This window comes from Paraburkholderia sp. J7, from assembly GCF_905220155.1.
In the GTDB taxonomy this organism is placed as follows: Bacteria; Pseudomonadota; Gammaproteobacteria; order Burkholderiales; family Burkholderiaceae; genus Paraburkholderia.
Genome location: NZ_CAJMYZ010000003.1, coordinates 196,123 through 211,744 on the forward strand (window position 1 = coordinate 196,123; position 15,622 = coordinate 211,744).

The 15,622-nt window shown below is 63.7% G+C and carries 19 protein-coding genes; 14 read left to right on the plus strand and 5 right to left on the minus strand.

The genetic code is table 11. The annotated features are described in order from the left end of the window. The first annotated feature begins 212 nt into the window (after window positions 1-212). The 6 genes from U5A58_RS06380 to U5A58_RS06405 all read left to right on the plus strand — a co-directional run bounded on the left by U5A58_RS06380 (window position 213) and on the right by U5A58_RS06405 (window position 4,975). The gene (locus tag U5A58_RS06380; RefSeq protein WP_321960766.1) at window positions 213-1,346 is read left to right on the plus strand and encodes a branched-chain amino acid ABC transporter substrate-binding protein; all 1,134 of its coding nucleotides are present in this window, start codon (window positions 213-215) and stop codon (window positions 1,344-1,346) included. Window positions 1,347-1,576: 230 nt separating this feature from the next. Continuing rightward, window positions 1,577-2,476 (plus strand): hypothetical protein, encoded by a 900-nt coding sequence (locus U5A58_RS06385; RefSeq protein WP_321960767.1) that lies wholly within the window; start codon window positions 1,577-1,579, stop codon window positions 2,474-2,476. 427 nt (window positions 2,477-2,903) lie between these two features. Beyond that, window positions 2,904-3,089, plus strand: coding sequence for a hypothetical protein (locus U5A58_RS06390; protein ID WP_321960768.1), 186 nt, complete (start codon window positions 2,904-2,906; stop codon window positions 3,087-3,089). After that, window positions 3,086-3,331, plus strand: coding sequence for a DUF6726 family protein (locus U5A58_RS06395; protein WP_415774178.1), 246 nt, complete (start codon window positions 3,086-3,088; stop codon window positions 3,329-3,331). The genes U5A58_RS06390 and U5A58_RS06395 overlap by 4 nt, the downstream gene beginning before the upstream one ends. 14 nt (window positions 3,332-3,345) lie before the next feature. Next, window positions 3,346-4,167, plus strand: coding sequence for a hypothetical protein (locus tag U5A58_RS06400; RefSeq protein WP_321960769.1), 822 nt, complete (start codon window positions 3,346-3,348; stop codon window positions 4,165-4,167). A gap of 148 nt (window positions 4,168-4,315) precedes the next feature. Further along, on the plus strand, window positions 4,316-4,975 hold the full coding sequence (locus U5A58_RS06405) for a flagellar basal body L-ring protein FlgH (protein ID WP_415774186.1): 660 nt from the start codon (window positions 4,316-4,318) through the stop codon (window positions 4,973-4,975). A 94-nt stretch (window positions 4,976-5,069) separates the two neighbouring features. Here the strand turns inward: U5A58_RS06405 and U5A58_RS06410 are convergent, their stop codons facing one another. Next, on the minus strand, window positions 5,070-5,885 hold the full coding sequence (locus U5A58_RS06410; protein ID WP_321960771.1) for a response regulator: 816 nt from the start codon (window positions 5,883-5,885) through the stop codon (window positions 5,070-5,072). Window positions 5,886-5,970: 85 nt separating this feature from the next. Beyond that, window positions 5,971-6,555, minus strand: a complete 585-nt coding sequence (locus U5A58_RS06415) for a hypothetical protein (RefSeq protein ID WP_415774179.1) — start codon at window positions 6,553-6,555, stop codon at window positions 5,971-5,973. Between the two features lie 456 nt (window positions 6,556-7,011). Between U5A58_RS06415 and U5A58_RS06420 the strand changes: the two genes are divergently transcribed. From U5A58_RS06420 to U5A58_RS06430, 3 genes are all read left to right on the plus strand, one after another. Next, complete coding sequence (locus U5A58_RS06420) at window positions 7,012-7,935, plus strand: hypothetical protein (protein WP_321960772.1); 924 nt, start codon at window positions 7,012-7,014, stop codon at window positions 7,933-7,935. A gap of 78 nt (window positions 7,936-8,013) precedes the next feature. Beyond that, on the plus strand, window positions 8,014-8,793 hold the full coding sequence (locus tag U5A58_RS06425) for a response regulator (protein ID WP_321910058.1): 780 nt from the start codon (window positions 8,014-8,016) through the stop codon (window positions 8,791-8,793). A 4-nt stretch (window positions 8,794-8,797) separates the two neighbouring features. Then, window positions 8,798-10,111, plus strand: coding sequence for an ATP-binding protein (locus U5A58_RS06430; protein WP_321910059.1), 1,314 nt, complete (start codon window positions 8,798-8,800; stop codon window positions 10,109-10,111). Window positions 10,112-10,163: 52 nt separating this feature from the next. Here the strand turns inward: U5A58_RS06430 and U5A58_RS06435 are convergent, their stop codons facing one another. Beyond that, complete coding sequence (locus U5A58_RS06435; protein ID WP_321960773.1) at window positions 10,164-11,096, minus strand: tyrosine-protein phosphatase; 933 nt, start codon at window positions 11,094-11,096, stop codon at window positions 10,164-10,166. Between the two features lie 184 nt (window positions 11,097-11,280). After that, entirely contained in the window at window positions 11,281-11,475 is a 195-nt protein-coding gene (locus U5A58_RS06440) for a hypothetical protein (RefSeq protein ID WP_321960774.1), read from the minus strand. A 49-nt stretch (window positions 11,476-11,524) separates the two neighbouring features. Between U5A58_RS06440 and flhC the strand changes: the two genes are divergently transcribed. Continuing rightward, window positions 11,525-12,235, plus strand: a complete 711-nt coding sequence (flhC, locus tag U5A58_RS06445; RefSeq protein ID WP_321960775.1) for a flagellar transcriptional regulator FlhC — start codon at window positions 11,525-11,527, stop codon at window positions 12,233-12,235. 5 nt (window positions 12,236-12,240) lie between these two features. Here flhC and U5A58_RS06450 read toward each other — a convergent pair whose 3' ends face one another. Further along, window positions 12,241-12,546 carry a hypothetical protein gene (locus U5A58_RS06450; protein WP_321960776.1) on the minus strand — a complete coding sequence of 102 codons (306 nt, stop codon included), beginning with the start codon at window positions 12,544-12,546 and terminating at the stop codon, window positions 12,241-12,243. A 267-nt stretch (window positions 12,547-12,813) separates the two neighbouring features. Here U5A58_RS06450 and U5A58_RS06455 point away from each other — a divergent pair, with 267 nt between their 5' ends. From U5A58_RS06455 to U5A58_RS06470, 4 genes are all read left to right on the plus strand, one after another. Next, a complete protein-coding gene (locus U5A58_RS06455) occupies window positions 12,814-13,200 on the plus strand; it encodes a hypothetical protein (RefSeq protein WP_321960777.1) in 387 nt (128 codons plus the stop codon). After that, window positions 13,197-13,331: a hypothetical protein gene (locus U5A58_RS06460; protein ID WP_321960778.1), complete on the plus strand. Its 135-nt coding sequence runs from the start codon at window positions 13,197-13,199 to the stop codon at window positions 13,329-13,331. Before U5A58_RS06455 ends, U5A58_RS06460 begins: the two co-directional genes overlap by 4 nt. A 119-nt stretch (window positions 13,332-13,450) precedes the next feature. Continuing rightward, window positions 13,451-14,410, plus strand: a complete 960-nt coding sequence (locus U5A58_RS06465; protein WP_321960779.1) for an alpha/beta hydrolase — start codon at window positions 13,451-13,453, stop codon at window positions 14,408-14,410. Between the two features lie 172 nt (window positions 14,411-14,582). Beyond that, window positions 14,583-15,590 (plus strand): hypothetical protein, encoded by a 1,008-nt coding sequence (locus tag U5A58_RS06470; protein WP_321960780.1) that lies wholly within the window; start codon window positions 14,583-14,585, stop codon window positions 15,588-15,590. Window positions 15,591-15,622 lie beyond the last annotated feature (32 nt).

The following is a 15,622-nucleotide window of genomic DNA, read 5'->3' on the forward strand; positions in this document are numbered from 1 at the left end:
CGGCCACTATGCCGAAATCGTCACGTGTCGAACCCCAATCGACCAAGACGTACCTATTTTCGCTACCTAGACTGGCTTCGCCGATCTCGCCACGCTTCTCGCGCGAGCGCGAAGCTCACAGGCGTGTTCGCAACAACTCAAGATCGCATTCGCCGGCACCGAAGCAGGCAATGTCCGGCATTGCCCACCATGCACCTGAGGGGAAGTGAAAAGTGAATTTGAAGGTAACGCACTCCGCACTTGTAGTCGCCTGGGTATTTTCATCCGCCGCCGCGCACGCCGATGTCGTCAAGATTGGCTTTGCCGCGCCGCTCACTGGCGCGCAGTCGAACTATGGCACCGACATGCAAAAGGGCGTGCAACTGGCCATCAACGATTTCAACGCCACGCATCCCACCATCGGCGGCAAGGCGGTATCGTTCGAACTGGACTCGCAGGACGACCAGGCTGACCCGCACACGGGAACCGTGGTGGCGCAACGCCTGATCGACGATGGCGTGAGCGGCATCATCGGCCACTTCAACTCGGGCACCAGCATCCCTGCATCCGATCTGTACAACCGCGCCGGCCTGCCGCAGATTTCGATGGCGACCTCGCCGGTGTATACGGCGCGCGGCTACAAAACGACGTTTCGCCTGTTGACGAGCGACGCGCAGGCCGGCCGCATTGTCGGCTCCTATGTCGTGAAGTCGCTGCACTACAAGCGCATTGCGATTATCGACGACCGCACCGCCTACGGTCAGGGCATTGCCGACGAGTTCGCGAAGGCAGTCGAGGCAGCCGGCGGCACCGTGGTCAAGCGTGACTACACGAACGACAAGGCGTTGGACTTCTCTGCAATCCTGACCAATCTGAAGGGCATGAATCCGGATGCGGTGTTCTATGGCGGCGGCGACGCGCAGTCGTCGCCGATGATCCGCAAGATGCGCCAACTCGGCATCAAGGCGGCGTTCGTGACCGGTGAAATGTCGCGCTCGCCCACCTTCCTGAAGATCGGCGGCAGCGCGGCCGAAGGGGCGATCGTCTACATGGGCGGTCTGCCGAAGGACAAGATGCCCGGCTTCGCCGGCTACGCTACGCGCTACAAGGCGCGCTTTGGCGAGGACCCCATCACGTACTCTCCATACTCGTACGACGGCACGATGGCGCTTCTCACCGCGATGAAAAACGCGGACTCGACTGATCCCAAGGTCTACGGCCCGTACCTCGACAAGCTGTCGATCAAGGGCGTTTCGGCGGCGACGATTTCGTATGACACGACCGGCGACCTGAAGGATGCGCCTGTGACCATCTACAAGGTCCAGCATGGCGACTTCAAGCCGGTCGATACGATCGCGGGCAGTTGATCTCTTCGCGGGTCCATGAATGACCCGCTGAATCCGCACTGTTTGGTCCTGGCCATCAGTGCGGATTCGTGCATCTCCCGCGCACCCACCGTTCGCACACCCTCGGGTGCCAGATCGCTGTACGCGATTGACCTGCGATGTGTCTTGCGTGCCTGTAGTCGGGCATGCCTGTTGCGCCCTTGCTCATACGTGGCGATACCGCCGCATGTCGAAAGCGAAGGGAGACAGTCATGAGGCAAACCGTATTGGGCGTCTACGACAGCTATGGGAGCGCACGTTCCGCGCAAAAAGCACTAGGCGAAGCAGGCGTTGCGCAGGCCGATATCGCCATTTACTCGATGTCGGTCGAGGCCCCGCTAGAAAAAGGGCCGCGTGTGTATGCGCCTGGCTTGAGTGATCCTGGGCAACACACACCGGTATTCGATCAACTCGAACGCCTGTTCGCGCGGCTCTTCACGCACGGCGCGTATCCACCGGAAACCGAAGACTACCGGGAGTTCGTTCGCCGCGGCGGATCGGTCGTCAGCGCGGACGTTTCCGAAATGCAGGTGAATCTGGCGCGCGAAGTCATGCGCAGCGCGGGCGCCGCGGACATCGAGGAGCGCAGCCAAGCCTGGCACAGCGCTTCCTCACACATCGCGCCCTCCGGAAGCACGACGCGAGCGCCCGGCAATTTGCACGCGACGTCGCCCGAGGCGGCGGCGCAGACACGGCGCGCTGCGTATGCTTCGGCAGTGCCAGCCGTGGTCAGCGGCATGCAGCAGGTCACCACGCGTGCCACAACCGCGCCCGAAGCGACCGCGAACGCAGCCAGAGCACAGCAGACATCGACGAGAGGCCTGGTGGGCGACCCTGTCATGGGCACGCCAATCGACGACGCCTCATACGAGACAGAAGTCCGCAAAGACTACGCCGCCAACTACGCCAACTCCGGCATGTCCTACGAAGAATATTGCGCAGCTTACGAGCACGGCGCAATGCTCGGGCAGGACGAACGGTATAGCGGACACGACTGGCAAGGCATTGAACCGAATGCTCGCGCGGATTGGGAATCGCGCTACCCGGAAAACGGCTGGGAAAGGTTCAAGGCTGCCGTTCGCCACGGCTGGGAGCGCATGAAGGGCGTTTGATGCGTTTGATGCCCTCGTGATCCCTTCTGCTTCCCACTGCTTACCGTCCCAGGCTGCTGAGTTGAGCAGCCTGGGGGCGCTCGCACTCAATTCACCTTCTTTTCCTCTCCCGCCCAAGACAGCGCACGCCAATCCGGCGTGCGCAAATCGCGCCTGAGGATCGTCCTCCGACCCGGCTCAAAGCATCGCGTATTCACGCCCCCCGGCTGCATGTGCGCCATTCAATCTTGCACATACGTATACCCCTGGAAGGACTCGTAAGCGATTGGCCAAACGCCACGCTGATTCTTGCTTCATGCAAGCGCTCTCGAAGCGAAGATTTGCCTCGCCGCTCGCCGATTGCCCCCCGATCGGCGTAAGGCGGGGCGCGCTTCCCCCCTCTCGGCGCGCCCCTTCTTTTTGTTCCATTGCGCCAAGGAGGCCCATCATGACCAGCCCTATCGGTTCGAGCAGTACTGCGCACACGTCCTCGTTGACGTCGTCGGGCGAAAACCGCAGCACCAGGAATTCCACCACGGGAAACACCGGCGGCAACCCGTTTCCGCAACAGGAAACCCTGCATCCGGCTGCTCCGGTCGGTCCGCTCGGCCACAACATCAATACCTCGGCATGACCACTTCGCCGTCACGGGAAACGCCGACGCAGCGCTCGCCCATGTGCCTGACGCCACGGTTGTCAACGCATCTGGTGCGCGCCGCGTCGGCCATTGCCCTCGCCTGCCTCGCCCTGCCGCTTGAAGGCTGTGCCGTGGTGGCCTTTCCATGCCGGGTCGCATCGGCCACGCTGAAGATCGTGCCGTTGGTCGGCCACCCGGCGGCCGTGCCGTTCGACGCTTGCGCGGCGGCGGTCGACTGATCGAGGTCCAGCCGATGAAACGGGCGCCATTGATCGCTTTCATTTTGAGCGCAGCATACCTGGCCGCGCCGCTCTCGCCCGCGCATGCGGACACGCATTTCGAAGGGCGCGTGCAAACGTACGTCGCACCGAAGGTGCCCGCCCCTGCGGCATCGGCGAGCGCGGTGAATGTTGCGAGCGTGGACTCTGCGGCGAGCGCGGCAAAACAGTCGGCAGCGCCCGCAAAAAAGCGGCGCGCAGCGCCCGTTGCATCGGCCACCCGGGCGCGCGTTGCACCGCCGGACGACTCGCCGTTCGCGTTTCGCGGCATTGCACTCGGCACGCCGCTGAGCGCGCTGCGGCAAACGGACATGGTGCGCGCGACGCCACACGAGAGCGAGCTGCTTTGCGAAACCGATATCGCGGGCAGCGACATCGGCATGATAGTCAAGAGCTACACGAGCCTTACCGTGGCTTGCCGATGGGCGCACCACACGGCGCAAGGCTGGACGCCTTCGCGAGCCGTGGTGGACGGCGTGCCCGCGGTCGACCATATCCTGCGCTTTGCGCACGCCACAGCCGGCGACCCGCTGCGTCTGTATGAAATGTCGTTCGTCGTGGATTCGACCACGGCCTTCGATCTGCGCAACCTGCTCGCCACGCGCTACGGTGCACCGCGCGTGCTCGGCGCGCCTTCGCTGCCGCTGCTCGTGTGGGAGAACGCGTCGAGCACGATCACCATCTGCCTGCTGCCCGACAGCCAGCGCGCGACGCTCACGTATCTGCTCAAGCCCGCCACGCTGCGCGGCAAAGGCAGCGAGAAGACGCTCAAGCTCAGCCAGTTCGACGAAGGTTGAATCGGAACGCGCCGAGCAGCCGCCCGGACGAACTCCGCCGATTTCGCTACATCCGATGAATCACTCTCGCACCCACTACTCCGCCATGCCATTCGTTCAATCGGAATCCTCAATTTCAAGCGCATGCCGCACGACTCGCTCGAAAGGCCTGCCGTACGTGTTGGTGTGCGCATCGCTCGCCACTGCGCTCGCTGGCTGCGCGACGCCGGAGTCGATCGTCAATACGCCCATGACGCCGCCGCTCGCGGAACCGCTGCTGAACGTCAACACCAGTGGCGCGATCTACCAGTCGGGCACCGCCATATCGTTGTACGAAACACCGCGTGCGCAGCGAATCGGCGACGTGCTCACGATCCGGCTTTCTGAAACGTATAGCGGCAACGACCTCACGAGCGCCGCCGCCAAGCGCGAGAGCAACATCACGGCCACGGCGGCCGATCAATCGACCGGCGCGGCGGCACGGCTCGCGCACCTGTTCAATATCGGCTCGGCTTCGACTACGTTCAACGGAAGCGGCAATCACTCGCTTTCGAGCGACATGACCGGCACCCTGGCCGTCACGGTCATCAGCAAGACGCCTACGGGCAATCTGGTGGTCTCGGGGGAGAAGATCATTGCGATGAGCGGCGAGCATCAACGCCTGCGGCTTTCCGGGATCGTCAATCCGAATGACGTGGAAGCCGATAATTACGTTGAGTCGGGAAAGATCGCCAACGCGCGGATCGAGCAGGTTGGGCGCGGATTGCTCAACGATGCGACTACCGTTGGCTGGTTGCAGCGTATGTTTCTTAGTGTGCTGACGTTCTGAGGCTTTCTGGTCATTCCCGGCCGCGTTGGCCTTTCCCTGGTTTCAAGGAAAGGCCAACAGTGTCAGACCGGTCACGAAGCCGGGCATAAAACGCTCAGTCTTCCTCATCATCAGGCATTTCGCCCTCAAACTCATTGGCGTACTCACCACCAGCTTCAGCCTCATGCTCGCGAGCATGTTCGCCGAAGCGCTCGGCGAAGCCAACTTCGCCATCGGGCACAAACACGTATCCGTGCCCCCAAACCGTCTGAAGATAGCGCGGCTCGGAAGGATCGGTTTCGATCAGCCGCCGCAAGCGCCAGATCGCCACGTCGAGACTACGATTGCGGTACCGCCCTGCTTCCCCGTACACGATTTCGATAATGCGCTCGCGTGAAAGAATCGTCATCGAGTGATTGACGAACAGCTTGAGAAACGCGAATTCGCTAGACCGCAGCGGCATGCGAACCTCATCGCGATACAACTCCCGCGAACGGAAATCGAGCTCAAAAGGGCCGAAGCGAAACGATTCGCGGCTCTCCGGCGCGCCCGTGAGGTTCGAAATGCTGCGTCGGCGCATGACTGACCGAATGCGCGCCACCAGCTCGCCCGGATCGAACGGTTTGCCAACATAGTCGTCGGCGCCGAATTCGAGGCCCAGCACGCGGTCGATGACTTCATTGCGCGCGGTGAGCATGATGACCGGCAGGTCGTCGCCGCTTTCGCGCAACGCTCGCAGCGCGCTGATGCCATCCACTTCCGGCATCATGATATCGAGCACGACGACCTGCGGCCGCTCGGAGCGCAGCCGCTCCTGCATCGCACGCACGGAAGGCAGCGTCGTGACGGTGAAGCCGCGCATCTGCAGATATTCGGCCGTGACGTCGCGCACGACCGGATCGTCGTCGACGAGAAAGATATTATTTGCCATGCGTAAATCGTAAGGGACGAGAACGAGCCGGTACAGGCCCGCAGCCTTACCAATCCTTTCCCGCGCGGCGCGCGGGCCACCAGATTTACTGGTCGCGTGAAGCGGACTGGAATGAATTGCTCAATTGCGTCTGGTCGACCACCATGCTGTCCACCAGCCCCTTGAGCTTTACCGCCGCACTCGAATAACGGTCGGTACCGAGACCGCGCACTTCGTAACGCCCCGTAACGGCAATGTGGTTGTGCATGAAGATCGTCAGATTGATCGTCGAAAGATAGGCCCGGCTTTCGTCGCTGAACGTCGGTTTGCCAAATTCGATCGATGCGTTATACACGAGACGTCCTTCGCAGCTCACCGGCTCGGTTCCGGCGCCGTACACGTCCGAAGTCACGCCGCGCTGCGAGAGCACGAGTTGCAGCGAAGGCACGAAGTCTCCCGACGTGACCATGGGATTGTTCTCGATACAGATCGAGCTGAGATTGACCGGCCGGCCCGTCACGAATTTAGGCGAGGAGTAATTCGACGCGACCGCGTAACCCGCCTGAATCACGGAGCCAGTCGCATCGGCCGCGGTGATGAGCGTCCATGCGCAGCCGTTGAGCGCGAGCGCCGCGGCACACGCGGCGCCGAGTTTCACCGTGCGTGCGCTCGCACGGCTGACATATGACACGATTTCATGTGGCATGGGAGCGGATACCCGATGCGTTGATGGGCTGCGCGGACCATGACGTGCCCCCGGCAGGACTCAGCACGCATGATCGTTGCTAAGCGACGCGCGCGATGGCCGGGACATCGGTCAATGTTGAATGCCACTTTCCACTTCTTCAAAATCCTCCCGCACGGTAAGGACCCGAACGCCCGCATTGCACGCCTTTTCAATGCACGGGTGCGCGCTACAGGCCGTCATCGCCCATTGGCGATTACCGCGCGCGGCGCTACATGTAATGTTTAGTAAGCGCTTCTGCATTCTCCCCGCTGAGTAAGACATTGCGGATTCATCGCCGCGCTATCTTTCTCACTGCAGTTCCCACTGCGGTTCTCACTGCGGCGCCTCGCGCCTTTGCGACGCCGCACGAGCCACACGCTGCTACCGTCTTTCCCCTATTTCAACATCATCATGGCTGCCATGAATCGAGAACCGAAAATCCGTCGCGCCCCCTTCTTCAAGCGCGGGCTGAACGCTGCTGCGATCGCGCTGTTCGCGTCGCTCGCTGGCTCGCCGTTCGCGCACGCTGCAAGTTTTCACTGCCCGCGCAACGCTTCGGCGTCCGAGCGGCTCGTGTGCAACGATCCGACACTCTCCGCGCTCGACGACAAACTGGCCGCGCTCTATCGCACCGCATTCGACGCGACCACCGATACGACCGCGCTCGAAGCCGACCGCGTGAGCCAGTGGCAATGGCGCCAGCACAACTGCAAGGACAAGGCGTGCGTGACGGACTGGTACGACCGCCGTATCGCCGAACTCGAAGGCGATCTCAAGCATGGCAAGCAGGCGTCCGTCCAACGCGTGAAGGAAGGCGTCGTGGACCAGCACCTCGCCCCCTCGGCGCAGGACGCCGTGCTCGAAATGCACGGCATCCCGCCCGCGCCGAAGGACGAAAACGCAGCAGCCGCCCCCGCTGCGGACAACGCGAAAAGTGTGAAGAAGGCGAGCGCGAAGGTCGCGTCGGCCGACGCGAACGCGCCGCTTCATCTGCAAAAAATGCCGAGCGGCGTGGCCGCCGATGCACGCCAGACGCGGCTCGCGCAAGCGCACGCTCATCGCCTGCCCCCCAAGGATGCCGCACCGGCCGGTGACGTCTCGGCGGCGACCGCGAAAATGGCCGGTGCGAACTCGGCATTCGCGAAGGCGGCCGGCATGGCGTCGATCGACGCGCCGCCCGTGCAGCCCGCGAACCCCGCGGCCAACGACACCGCAGCAAAGCCCGCGGAACAGACAAGCGCACAGCAGAGCGCGGGCGCGCTCAACTGCGCCACCGTTGCATCGACGGAGCATGCGCACGCTACGCAAACGTCCATTGAGCAAGGCACCGTCGCCCTGAAGTAAGAAACCATGTAAGCTGCGGCAAGAAATCTGCGGTCGCGCGCTGTTCTGCCGGTTGTCGATATCAAATAAAATACGGCGATGAGTCCACACGTTCTCATCGTCGACGACGATCCGGTCGTGCGCGATCTCCTCTCCGGCTTTCTTCGAGCCAACGGTTTCGAAGCCTCGGTTCTTCACGACGGCACGCATCTCGGCGCGCGGCTGGAGCGCGAGCGGCCATCGGTCGTCGTACTCGACGTCATGATGCCTCGCACCGACGGCCTGCGCGCCCTCGCCGCGCTGCGCGCGCAAGGCGACGATATTCCGGTGATCTTCGCCTCCGCGCGCAGCGCGGTGGGCGACCGCATTGCCGGCCTTACGCTGGGCGCCGACGACTATGTCGCGAAGCCTTTCGATCCCCAGGAATTGCTGCTGCGTATCCAGACCGTGCTGCGCAGGCGCGGCAACGGGCCCGCAGGCGCACCCGCGGCGCGCGAACGTTACCGCTTCGGCGCTTTCGAACTCGATTTCATGGCGCGCACGCTCGAACGCGACGGCAAGCGCGTGCCGTTGCGCAGCAGTGAGTTCGTGCTCCTGAAGATTTTCACGGAGCATCCCTATCGCGTGCTTTCGCGCGTGCTGATTCACGATCTGCTGCACGCGGACGGCATGGAATTTAACGAGCGCAGTCTCGACGTGCCGGTGTGGCGCTTGCGCCGCGTGATCGAAGACAATCCCGCACAGCCGCGTTACGTGCAGACGCTGCGCGGCAAGGGTTATGTGTTCGTGCCGCAGAGCGGGGTTGGCATCGAAGGCGACACCGAAGCCCCCACTGCGAATTCCACCGCAGACGACAGCGGCCATAGCACGAACGCGTAATTGCATGAACAATCCGTTGAATACGCTGTTCGGGCGCATGGCGCTGATGTCCGCGCTCCTGCTGTTCGCCATTCAGGCATGCTGGTTCATCGTGTTCGCGCCACAGCCGCGCCGTCACGAAGTGGAAGGCTTCGAGCGCGGTCTGCTGCTCATGCTGCATGCGGCGACAAGCGCGGCGCCCGGTATGGCGACGGGCGCGGCAACGAGCGCGCCCCCCAATGAAATGGACCTCGCGCCTGCCCTGCGCGTGCATCTCGTGCCCACCTGGAACATGCCCGCCGACGTGCGGCTCGAAGTCCCGAAGCGCGAGCCGCTCGCCGACTTGCGCAAGCAACTCCTGCGCGATCTGCCGCCCGGCACCGAGATCCTTGCCGACCTGCGCCACCGCGAAGCCCTGTGGGTGCGCTTCGCGGGCCAGCCTACGTGGATCGTCGCGCCTGTCGATCTGCCGCCGGCGCGCAATCTGCTGCCGCTGTTCGGTTCGATGCTCGCCATCTCGCTGCTTCTCGCACTGCTCGCCATGTGGCAAATGCAGCGGCCGCTTTCGCTCGTGGCCCAGGCCGCGCGCGCGTTCGGCACCGGCCATCGTCCCGCGCCGGTCAAACAACACGGGCCGCGCGAATTGCGCGAACTCATCGGCTCGTTCAACGGCATGATGAAGCAGCTCAACGAAGCCGACGACGATCAGGCCGTCATGCTCGCGGGCGTCGCGCACGATCTCAAGTCGCCGCTCACGCGCCTGAAGCTGCGCGCGAGCATGATGGGCTCGGAGCGCGAGCGCGAGCAACTCATACGCGAAGTCGATTCGCTCAACGATATCGTTCAGCAGTTTCTGGAATTTGCACGGCAGCGGCCCGAGTCGGGGCCCGAGGTGGAAGTCGACGCACTGCTGCGCGAGCAGTTCTTCTCCGATGACGGCGATGACGACGAGGCGCTCTTCAGGCTCGATCTGCGCGCAGGCTCGGCGTTCCGGCTGCCGCGCACGTTGCTCGACCGGCTCGTGTCGAATCTCGTCGACAACGCGCTCGAACATGGCGTGCCGCCCGTGGAAATCGCCACGCGCCGCGAAGGCGCGCAGTGGATCGTCGAAGTGCGCGATCATGGCCCGGGCATCCCCCCCGAACGCGTGGCCGCGGCGCTCAAACCGTTCGTACGCCTTGACGAAGCGCGCGGCGGCGAAGGCCATTGCGGGCTCGGCCTTGCCATCGTGACGCGCCTCACGCGCAATCAAGGGGGACGCTGCGAGTTGTCCAATCATCCCGAAGGCGGGCTGCGCGTGCGTATCGCGCTACCGGCCGATGCAAGGGCCGCTGCGTAAGTTCACGACTCGGTGAGCTGCTCGCTCAGCAGCGCTACGCAGCGCGCGCCGCTCAGACCACGAGCCGGCCGCGCAGACGATCCACCGTTTCGGACGCAATGCCGAGCCCCACGGTGAGATAGCGGTTGAGGTCCCCGTAGCTTCCCTGCACCGCGTCGAACGCGGCCTGCAAATAGCTGGCCTGCACGGGCGGCGCCACATTGACCGAATCCGCGCCGGTCGAGCGCCACGCGGCGGTCAGCATGAAATCCTTCACGATGATTTCGAGCGGCACGTTTGCGATCAACAGCAACAGCGCGCACGCCCAACCCACCACGTCCACGCCGGTCCCACCCGTGATCAGCAGCGGCCCCGGTGCATCTGCGATATGTTCGAGCAGCGCGCCGTAAATCGAAGATTGCATGCGGCCGGTCACGAGCGTGCGCCAATGCGATTGCATCGCCGCGTCGAGATCGCCGGCCTGCATGCCCGCAAACGACGGCGGCTCGAGCGTACCCACCACATTGAGCGCAAGGTAAGTGGCCGTGCTCGGCGTCATGTCGGGCGCCGCGTCGATTTCCGCCGGCGTGCGCAGATCGTAGACGTTGGAAAGCGCCATGCGCTCCAGCGTAGCGGCGTCGGCTGCATTCGGTGTGAGCGCGTCGGCGCGGTAAATCAAGGCGCGGCGCACATGCGCGCCGTCGCTCGTCGAATAGCCGGGCGCAGCGCCGCCCAGATCGCGGAAGTTCGCCACCGCACCGATGACGGGCGTCGGCGCATCCTGCGCGCCGTCGCCTCCCGTGTATTCGCCGCCACACGCACTCAGCAACGTGCTGGCGCAACCGCTCAGCGCCAGCAGGCTCACCGTGCCCTTGAGCAGCGCGCGGCGCGGCGGGTTGGCGAGCGTGGCGCGGTCGCTCCGGTTGAAGTTGCCGGTCGCGGCCACAGGCAAACGCTTACGCGCCTGCGCGAACGAAGAGGTGTAGGCGGAGAAAGGCAAAATCATCAGTCGGCAGCTTTTGTAGGGTACCCGCGCTTCGTGCGGGCCGCTGCAACGTCGCGCGTCGCATGCGTTCGGAAAGGGCGCAGTTTACCGGCAGATAAGCCTGAAAGGGTAAAAGCGCAAAACGCCGTAATAATTCTTCCCGATTTTCAGTGCATTGCGCACCGATATTTTCGCCGGTTTTTATTTATATTCTTACCGGACCTTTCCATTTACACACAACAGGTAATGATGGTGGTAAAGGGCGGTTAATTCCCGCTTCAAGCCATGCCTGAATATCGGCTCCACGACGCATTTTCTTTATAGTTCCTTCAACTCCTTTCCAAATATTATTCTTGACGCTCTTTGTCGCGCTTTTATAATCGCCCGTAAATTCAGGCATTCGCCTGGCCATCGTGGCCGTCACCGGCTGCCCCTGGGAGTACCACGTCATGTACAAAGGCAGTGTGACCGAGGAAGCGCGCGAAGTCCTGCGTGCAATCGAGCTGATCCAGCTGGGTGCACGCATGCCTGTGCTCGAAAAAGAGCTGACACTGTCGCGCAATCGTTTGATCAGGCTTTATCGGGAACTCAAGAACGCCTCGCCGCCCAAGGGTATGCTGCCGTTTTCGGCGGACTGGTATTTCACGTGGCTGCCGAACATTCACGCGTCGCTGTTCTACAACATCTATCTGTTCCTTACCGACAGAGCGAAATGCAGCCGGCTCGATGCACTCACGCGTGCGTATCGTCTCTATCTCGAACACTGCGAGAGCGCGGAGACCGAACGCGTGCTGAGCTTCACGCGGGCGTGGACACTGCTGCGCTTCTTCGATGGCGGCCTGCTCACGCTGTCGAGCTGCACCGTCTGCTCCGGCCGGTTCGTGCGCCACGTGCGCGACGCACACAAGCCCACAGCCTGCTGCATTTGCGTACCGCCCGCGCGCGCCGGCATGACGCGCGCAGCACGTGCGAGCCGCAATCCGGAAGCTGACGCCGCGCCCCCCGCCTCCTCCACGCGAGGACGCGCCGCAGCGGCACTGGGCGAACTCTCGGGCACCATGCGCGAAACCATGCGCGACACGCTCGCCGAAGTCACGCGCGCCCTCGATCCAAAGCGTTCCGCGAACCGCCTGCGCCTCGTCCCTTCAGTGCCTGCCTAGCCGACTCACGTCACATCTTCATCGCGCTCTGCATCCGCTTGCAGAGCGCGAATATCGCATGCACAAATCCGGCAGATTGCTTTGTAATCCTGATGGTCGTGCTGATGCTGAAGACGCTCGCATTGCTGCGCCGCCAACTCGATGGCGTGCGAGTGTGCCGCCTGCCAGATCTCCCATGCGATCTGCGCCCCGCTTTGCACGTAATCGTCGTTTTGATCGCGCTCCAGCGCATCGGGCAGCCGCGTGTGAGCTTGCAGATAATGCGTGCGATAAAGCGCCTCGAAAACCTCGCGGCGTGACGGGCGCTTCACGCTCGTCTCTTCACGAACGTTACGGGACTTGTGAGGCGCAAAGACTTCATCCACATGCGGCGTCGAGGCGTACTTCTTTTTGCGGGTAGGGGGTCCCGCGGTCGTCGCGCGAGCATACGCGCAAGACGTTACGGATACCGATATTGTCGCAGGCGGCGCAAAGGAATTGGCCGCGGAATATCGCGAATTTTTCTGCGTTATTCGTGGAGCGTTTCAGCGCCCGGACCTGCGATTATGTAGACATAAGAAAGTCGAAAGGAGTCGACCATGCAAATCGGGGCGGCGACACAGTTCGCCAACAGCAGCGCCAACACGAACACACTCCGTGCGGGCGCGGCTTCAGACCAGGCAGACCAGGACGGCACGCAGTCGAACAACGGTTCGACGAAGGTTGCATCGTCCTCATCGCAGGACGACGCCGTGCGGATTTCGCCGCAGGGCTATGCCGCCGCATCGACGGACGATAGCGCGGACAGCGACCTTGCCGCGAGCGAAGCGACGGATGCAACAGACGCGGCCGATGCGACCGATGCGACCGAATCGGCCGATGCGACGGACGCGGCCGATGTCAGCGATATGGCCGATACCAGCGATACCGGCGACACGGCCGACACGAGCGACGGAGGCTCTACGCCGACCAACGCGCAACCATGAAATCGCTCGTTTACGGCGCGCTAGGGCTCGAGCGTCCCGACGTGCCCGCCGACCCGAACCACACCTATACGATTGGACGCTGGATCGCAGCAGGCATTACGCTGGGCGGCATCATTTCCCTGTTCATCTGAGCGCTCGGCGTGTCAACCCGGCGCGCATAATGTTTCGGATAACAGAGGACACGGGCGGCAAGTCGGCTATCATCACCGCCGGCAAAACAATCAACCCGTCATGTACACGAGGTCCACCCGTGTCTCTCAGCGCTTCAGCCGCTCCGATCGCCGCTATCGCCGCTGCCGCCGTTGCGCTCGTGAAAGGCGGCCCGAAGCAGCCCGCGCCACTCGAGTCGATCAACGCGCCGTTCAAGGACGTCGACTTCTCAGACCTTCCCGCTTTGCGCCGTTTTAGCGCGCGAGACGGTGAGTCACTTGCCTGGCGCGCGTACCGGCCTCCTGCCGGCTCGCCGCAAGGCTGCGTCGTGCTCATCCACGGATCGTCGGCAAGCAGCGCGAGCCTCCACCCGCTCGCGCGCCAGTTCGCCGCCGCAGGCTACGCGGCTTGCGTGCCCGACATCCGCGGCCATGGCGAATCGGGCCGCAAGGGCACGATCGACTACATCGGCCAGCTCGAAGACGATCTCGAGGATCTGCTCGCCGCGCTGCCGGGCGAGCTGCGCGCGCTGCCCAAAACGCTGGTCGGTTTCTCGGCGGGCGGCGGCTTTGCGCTGCGCTTTGCGGGCAGCACGCGTCAACGTCTGTTCGATCGTTACGTGCTGCTCGCGCCCTTCCTGCATCACAAGGCGCGCACCACGCGCAACGAGGTCGGCGGCTGGGTGTCAGTCGGCTTGCCGCGTGTCGCCGTGCTCGCGATGCTGAACGGCCTGCGCATTCGCGCCTTCAATCATCTGCCGACGATCGCCTACGCACTGGCGCCCGAGGTACGCGAGCAGCTCACGCCGCAGTATTCGTTCAATCTGATGCAGAATTTCCGCCCGCACGCCAACTACCGCGCGGACATACGCGGCGTGCGGCAACCCCTGCATGTGCTGGCCGGCGCCGAAGACGAGGTTTTTCTCGCCCGCGAGTACGCAGCGGCGTTCGAGGAAGCCGGAGCTCACGTGCCGGTTACGCTCGTGCCACGCACGGGGCACATCGGCTTGACGCTGGATGCCGTTGCAATCGCCACGATCGTCGGCTGCGTGAAGCAATAAGGCAGGCGCGGCGTGCTGGCGCAATGCCTGTCCGTATCCGCCAGACTGGCGGAATCCGCCGATTGATCTTCGCGTCGAACTGGCCCATATTCAAATCGGTGCGCAAATCAGGCACCGATTTTGCGGCGATTTTGCGGCCATTCGTCAATCGAAGCGAAAGCGCACTGCTCCCATGTTCAATGCCCCTGGTCGCGACGATCCCGGTCCGTCGGAGTGCCCCTACTGTGGGACGAGATTCAATGCACTGCTAGCGCTGTGCCCCCAATGCGGAGCGAATCAACTGGCTGCGGCCGCCCGCATCGCAGCCGCGAGCGAGGGCGCGCTGGATGAACGCGAACGTGCGCATGGGGTCGCCGGGCGTCTGCGCGCGAACCTGGGGGGACTCTCGGGCGGACTTGGCGGCAATCGGGGCTACGACCGGGGCTACGACGGCGAATATTCATCGATCGACGAGGAGCACCTTGCCGAGCGCTCGCGGCTGCCGCGCTATGCATGGGCAGGCTTCGGCGCGCTTGCGATCGCGTTCGCCGGATATGCGTTCCTGCATCGCAGCGAGTGGGAGCCGAAATTCGGCGCACAGGTGGTCGTGGGGTCCGTGAGCGGCCCGAAGGGCACGCCTGGCAGGCCAGGCACATCGGGCTCGCCAGCCGCGCTGATCAGCCGGCCGCCCGCCGTCCTGCCGCGAGCGAACGCAGCTCAGCACAACCTCGTCCAGCAAAATGCGCCTGCGGTCGAGCGCGCGCCCGCCGCGCCACGTTATGCGAGTGCGCACCCCGGAGTCGCGAAAGATCTGGCCAGCGCACACGCGAGTCTCGACAGAAACAACCTCTGGCCCGCGCGCAGGGCGCTCACGAGTGCGCTCGCCGTCGAACCCGGCAACCGCGACGCACAGCAGATGCAAGCCGATCTCGTCGCGCGCGAGCACCAGCGCGACGCGTTGCTCGGTGAGGCACGGCAATGCGCGCACGAGCGCCAATGGGCTTGTGTGCGGCAAGACGCGGGACATGCGATGAATGTCGACGCATCGAGCCGCGAGGCGAAACGCCTGCTCGCGCTTGCCAGCGCCGAGCGCCGACCGGACGGCGGCAAGCGCAGCGGTTGGACCTTGCCATGGGAAAGCCCGTATGCGCAGGCGGCCGACACCCGTTCGCGCCAGGATTCCCTTTTCTGGCATCACTGATTCTTTGCGCCGAACCTCCCCCCGATCGATTT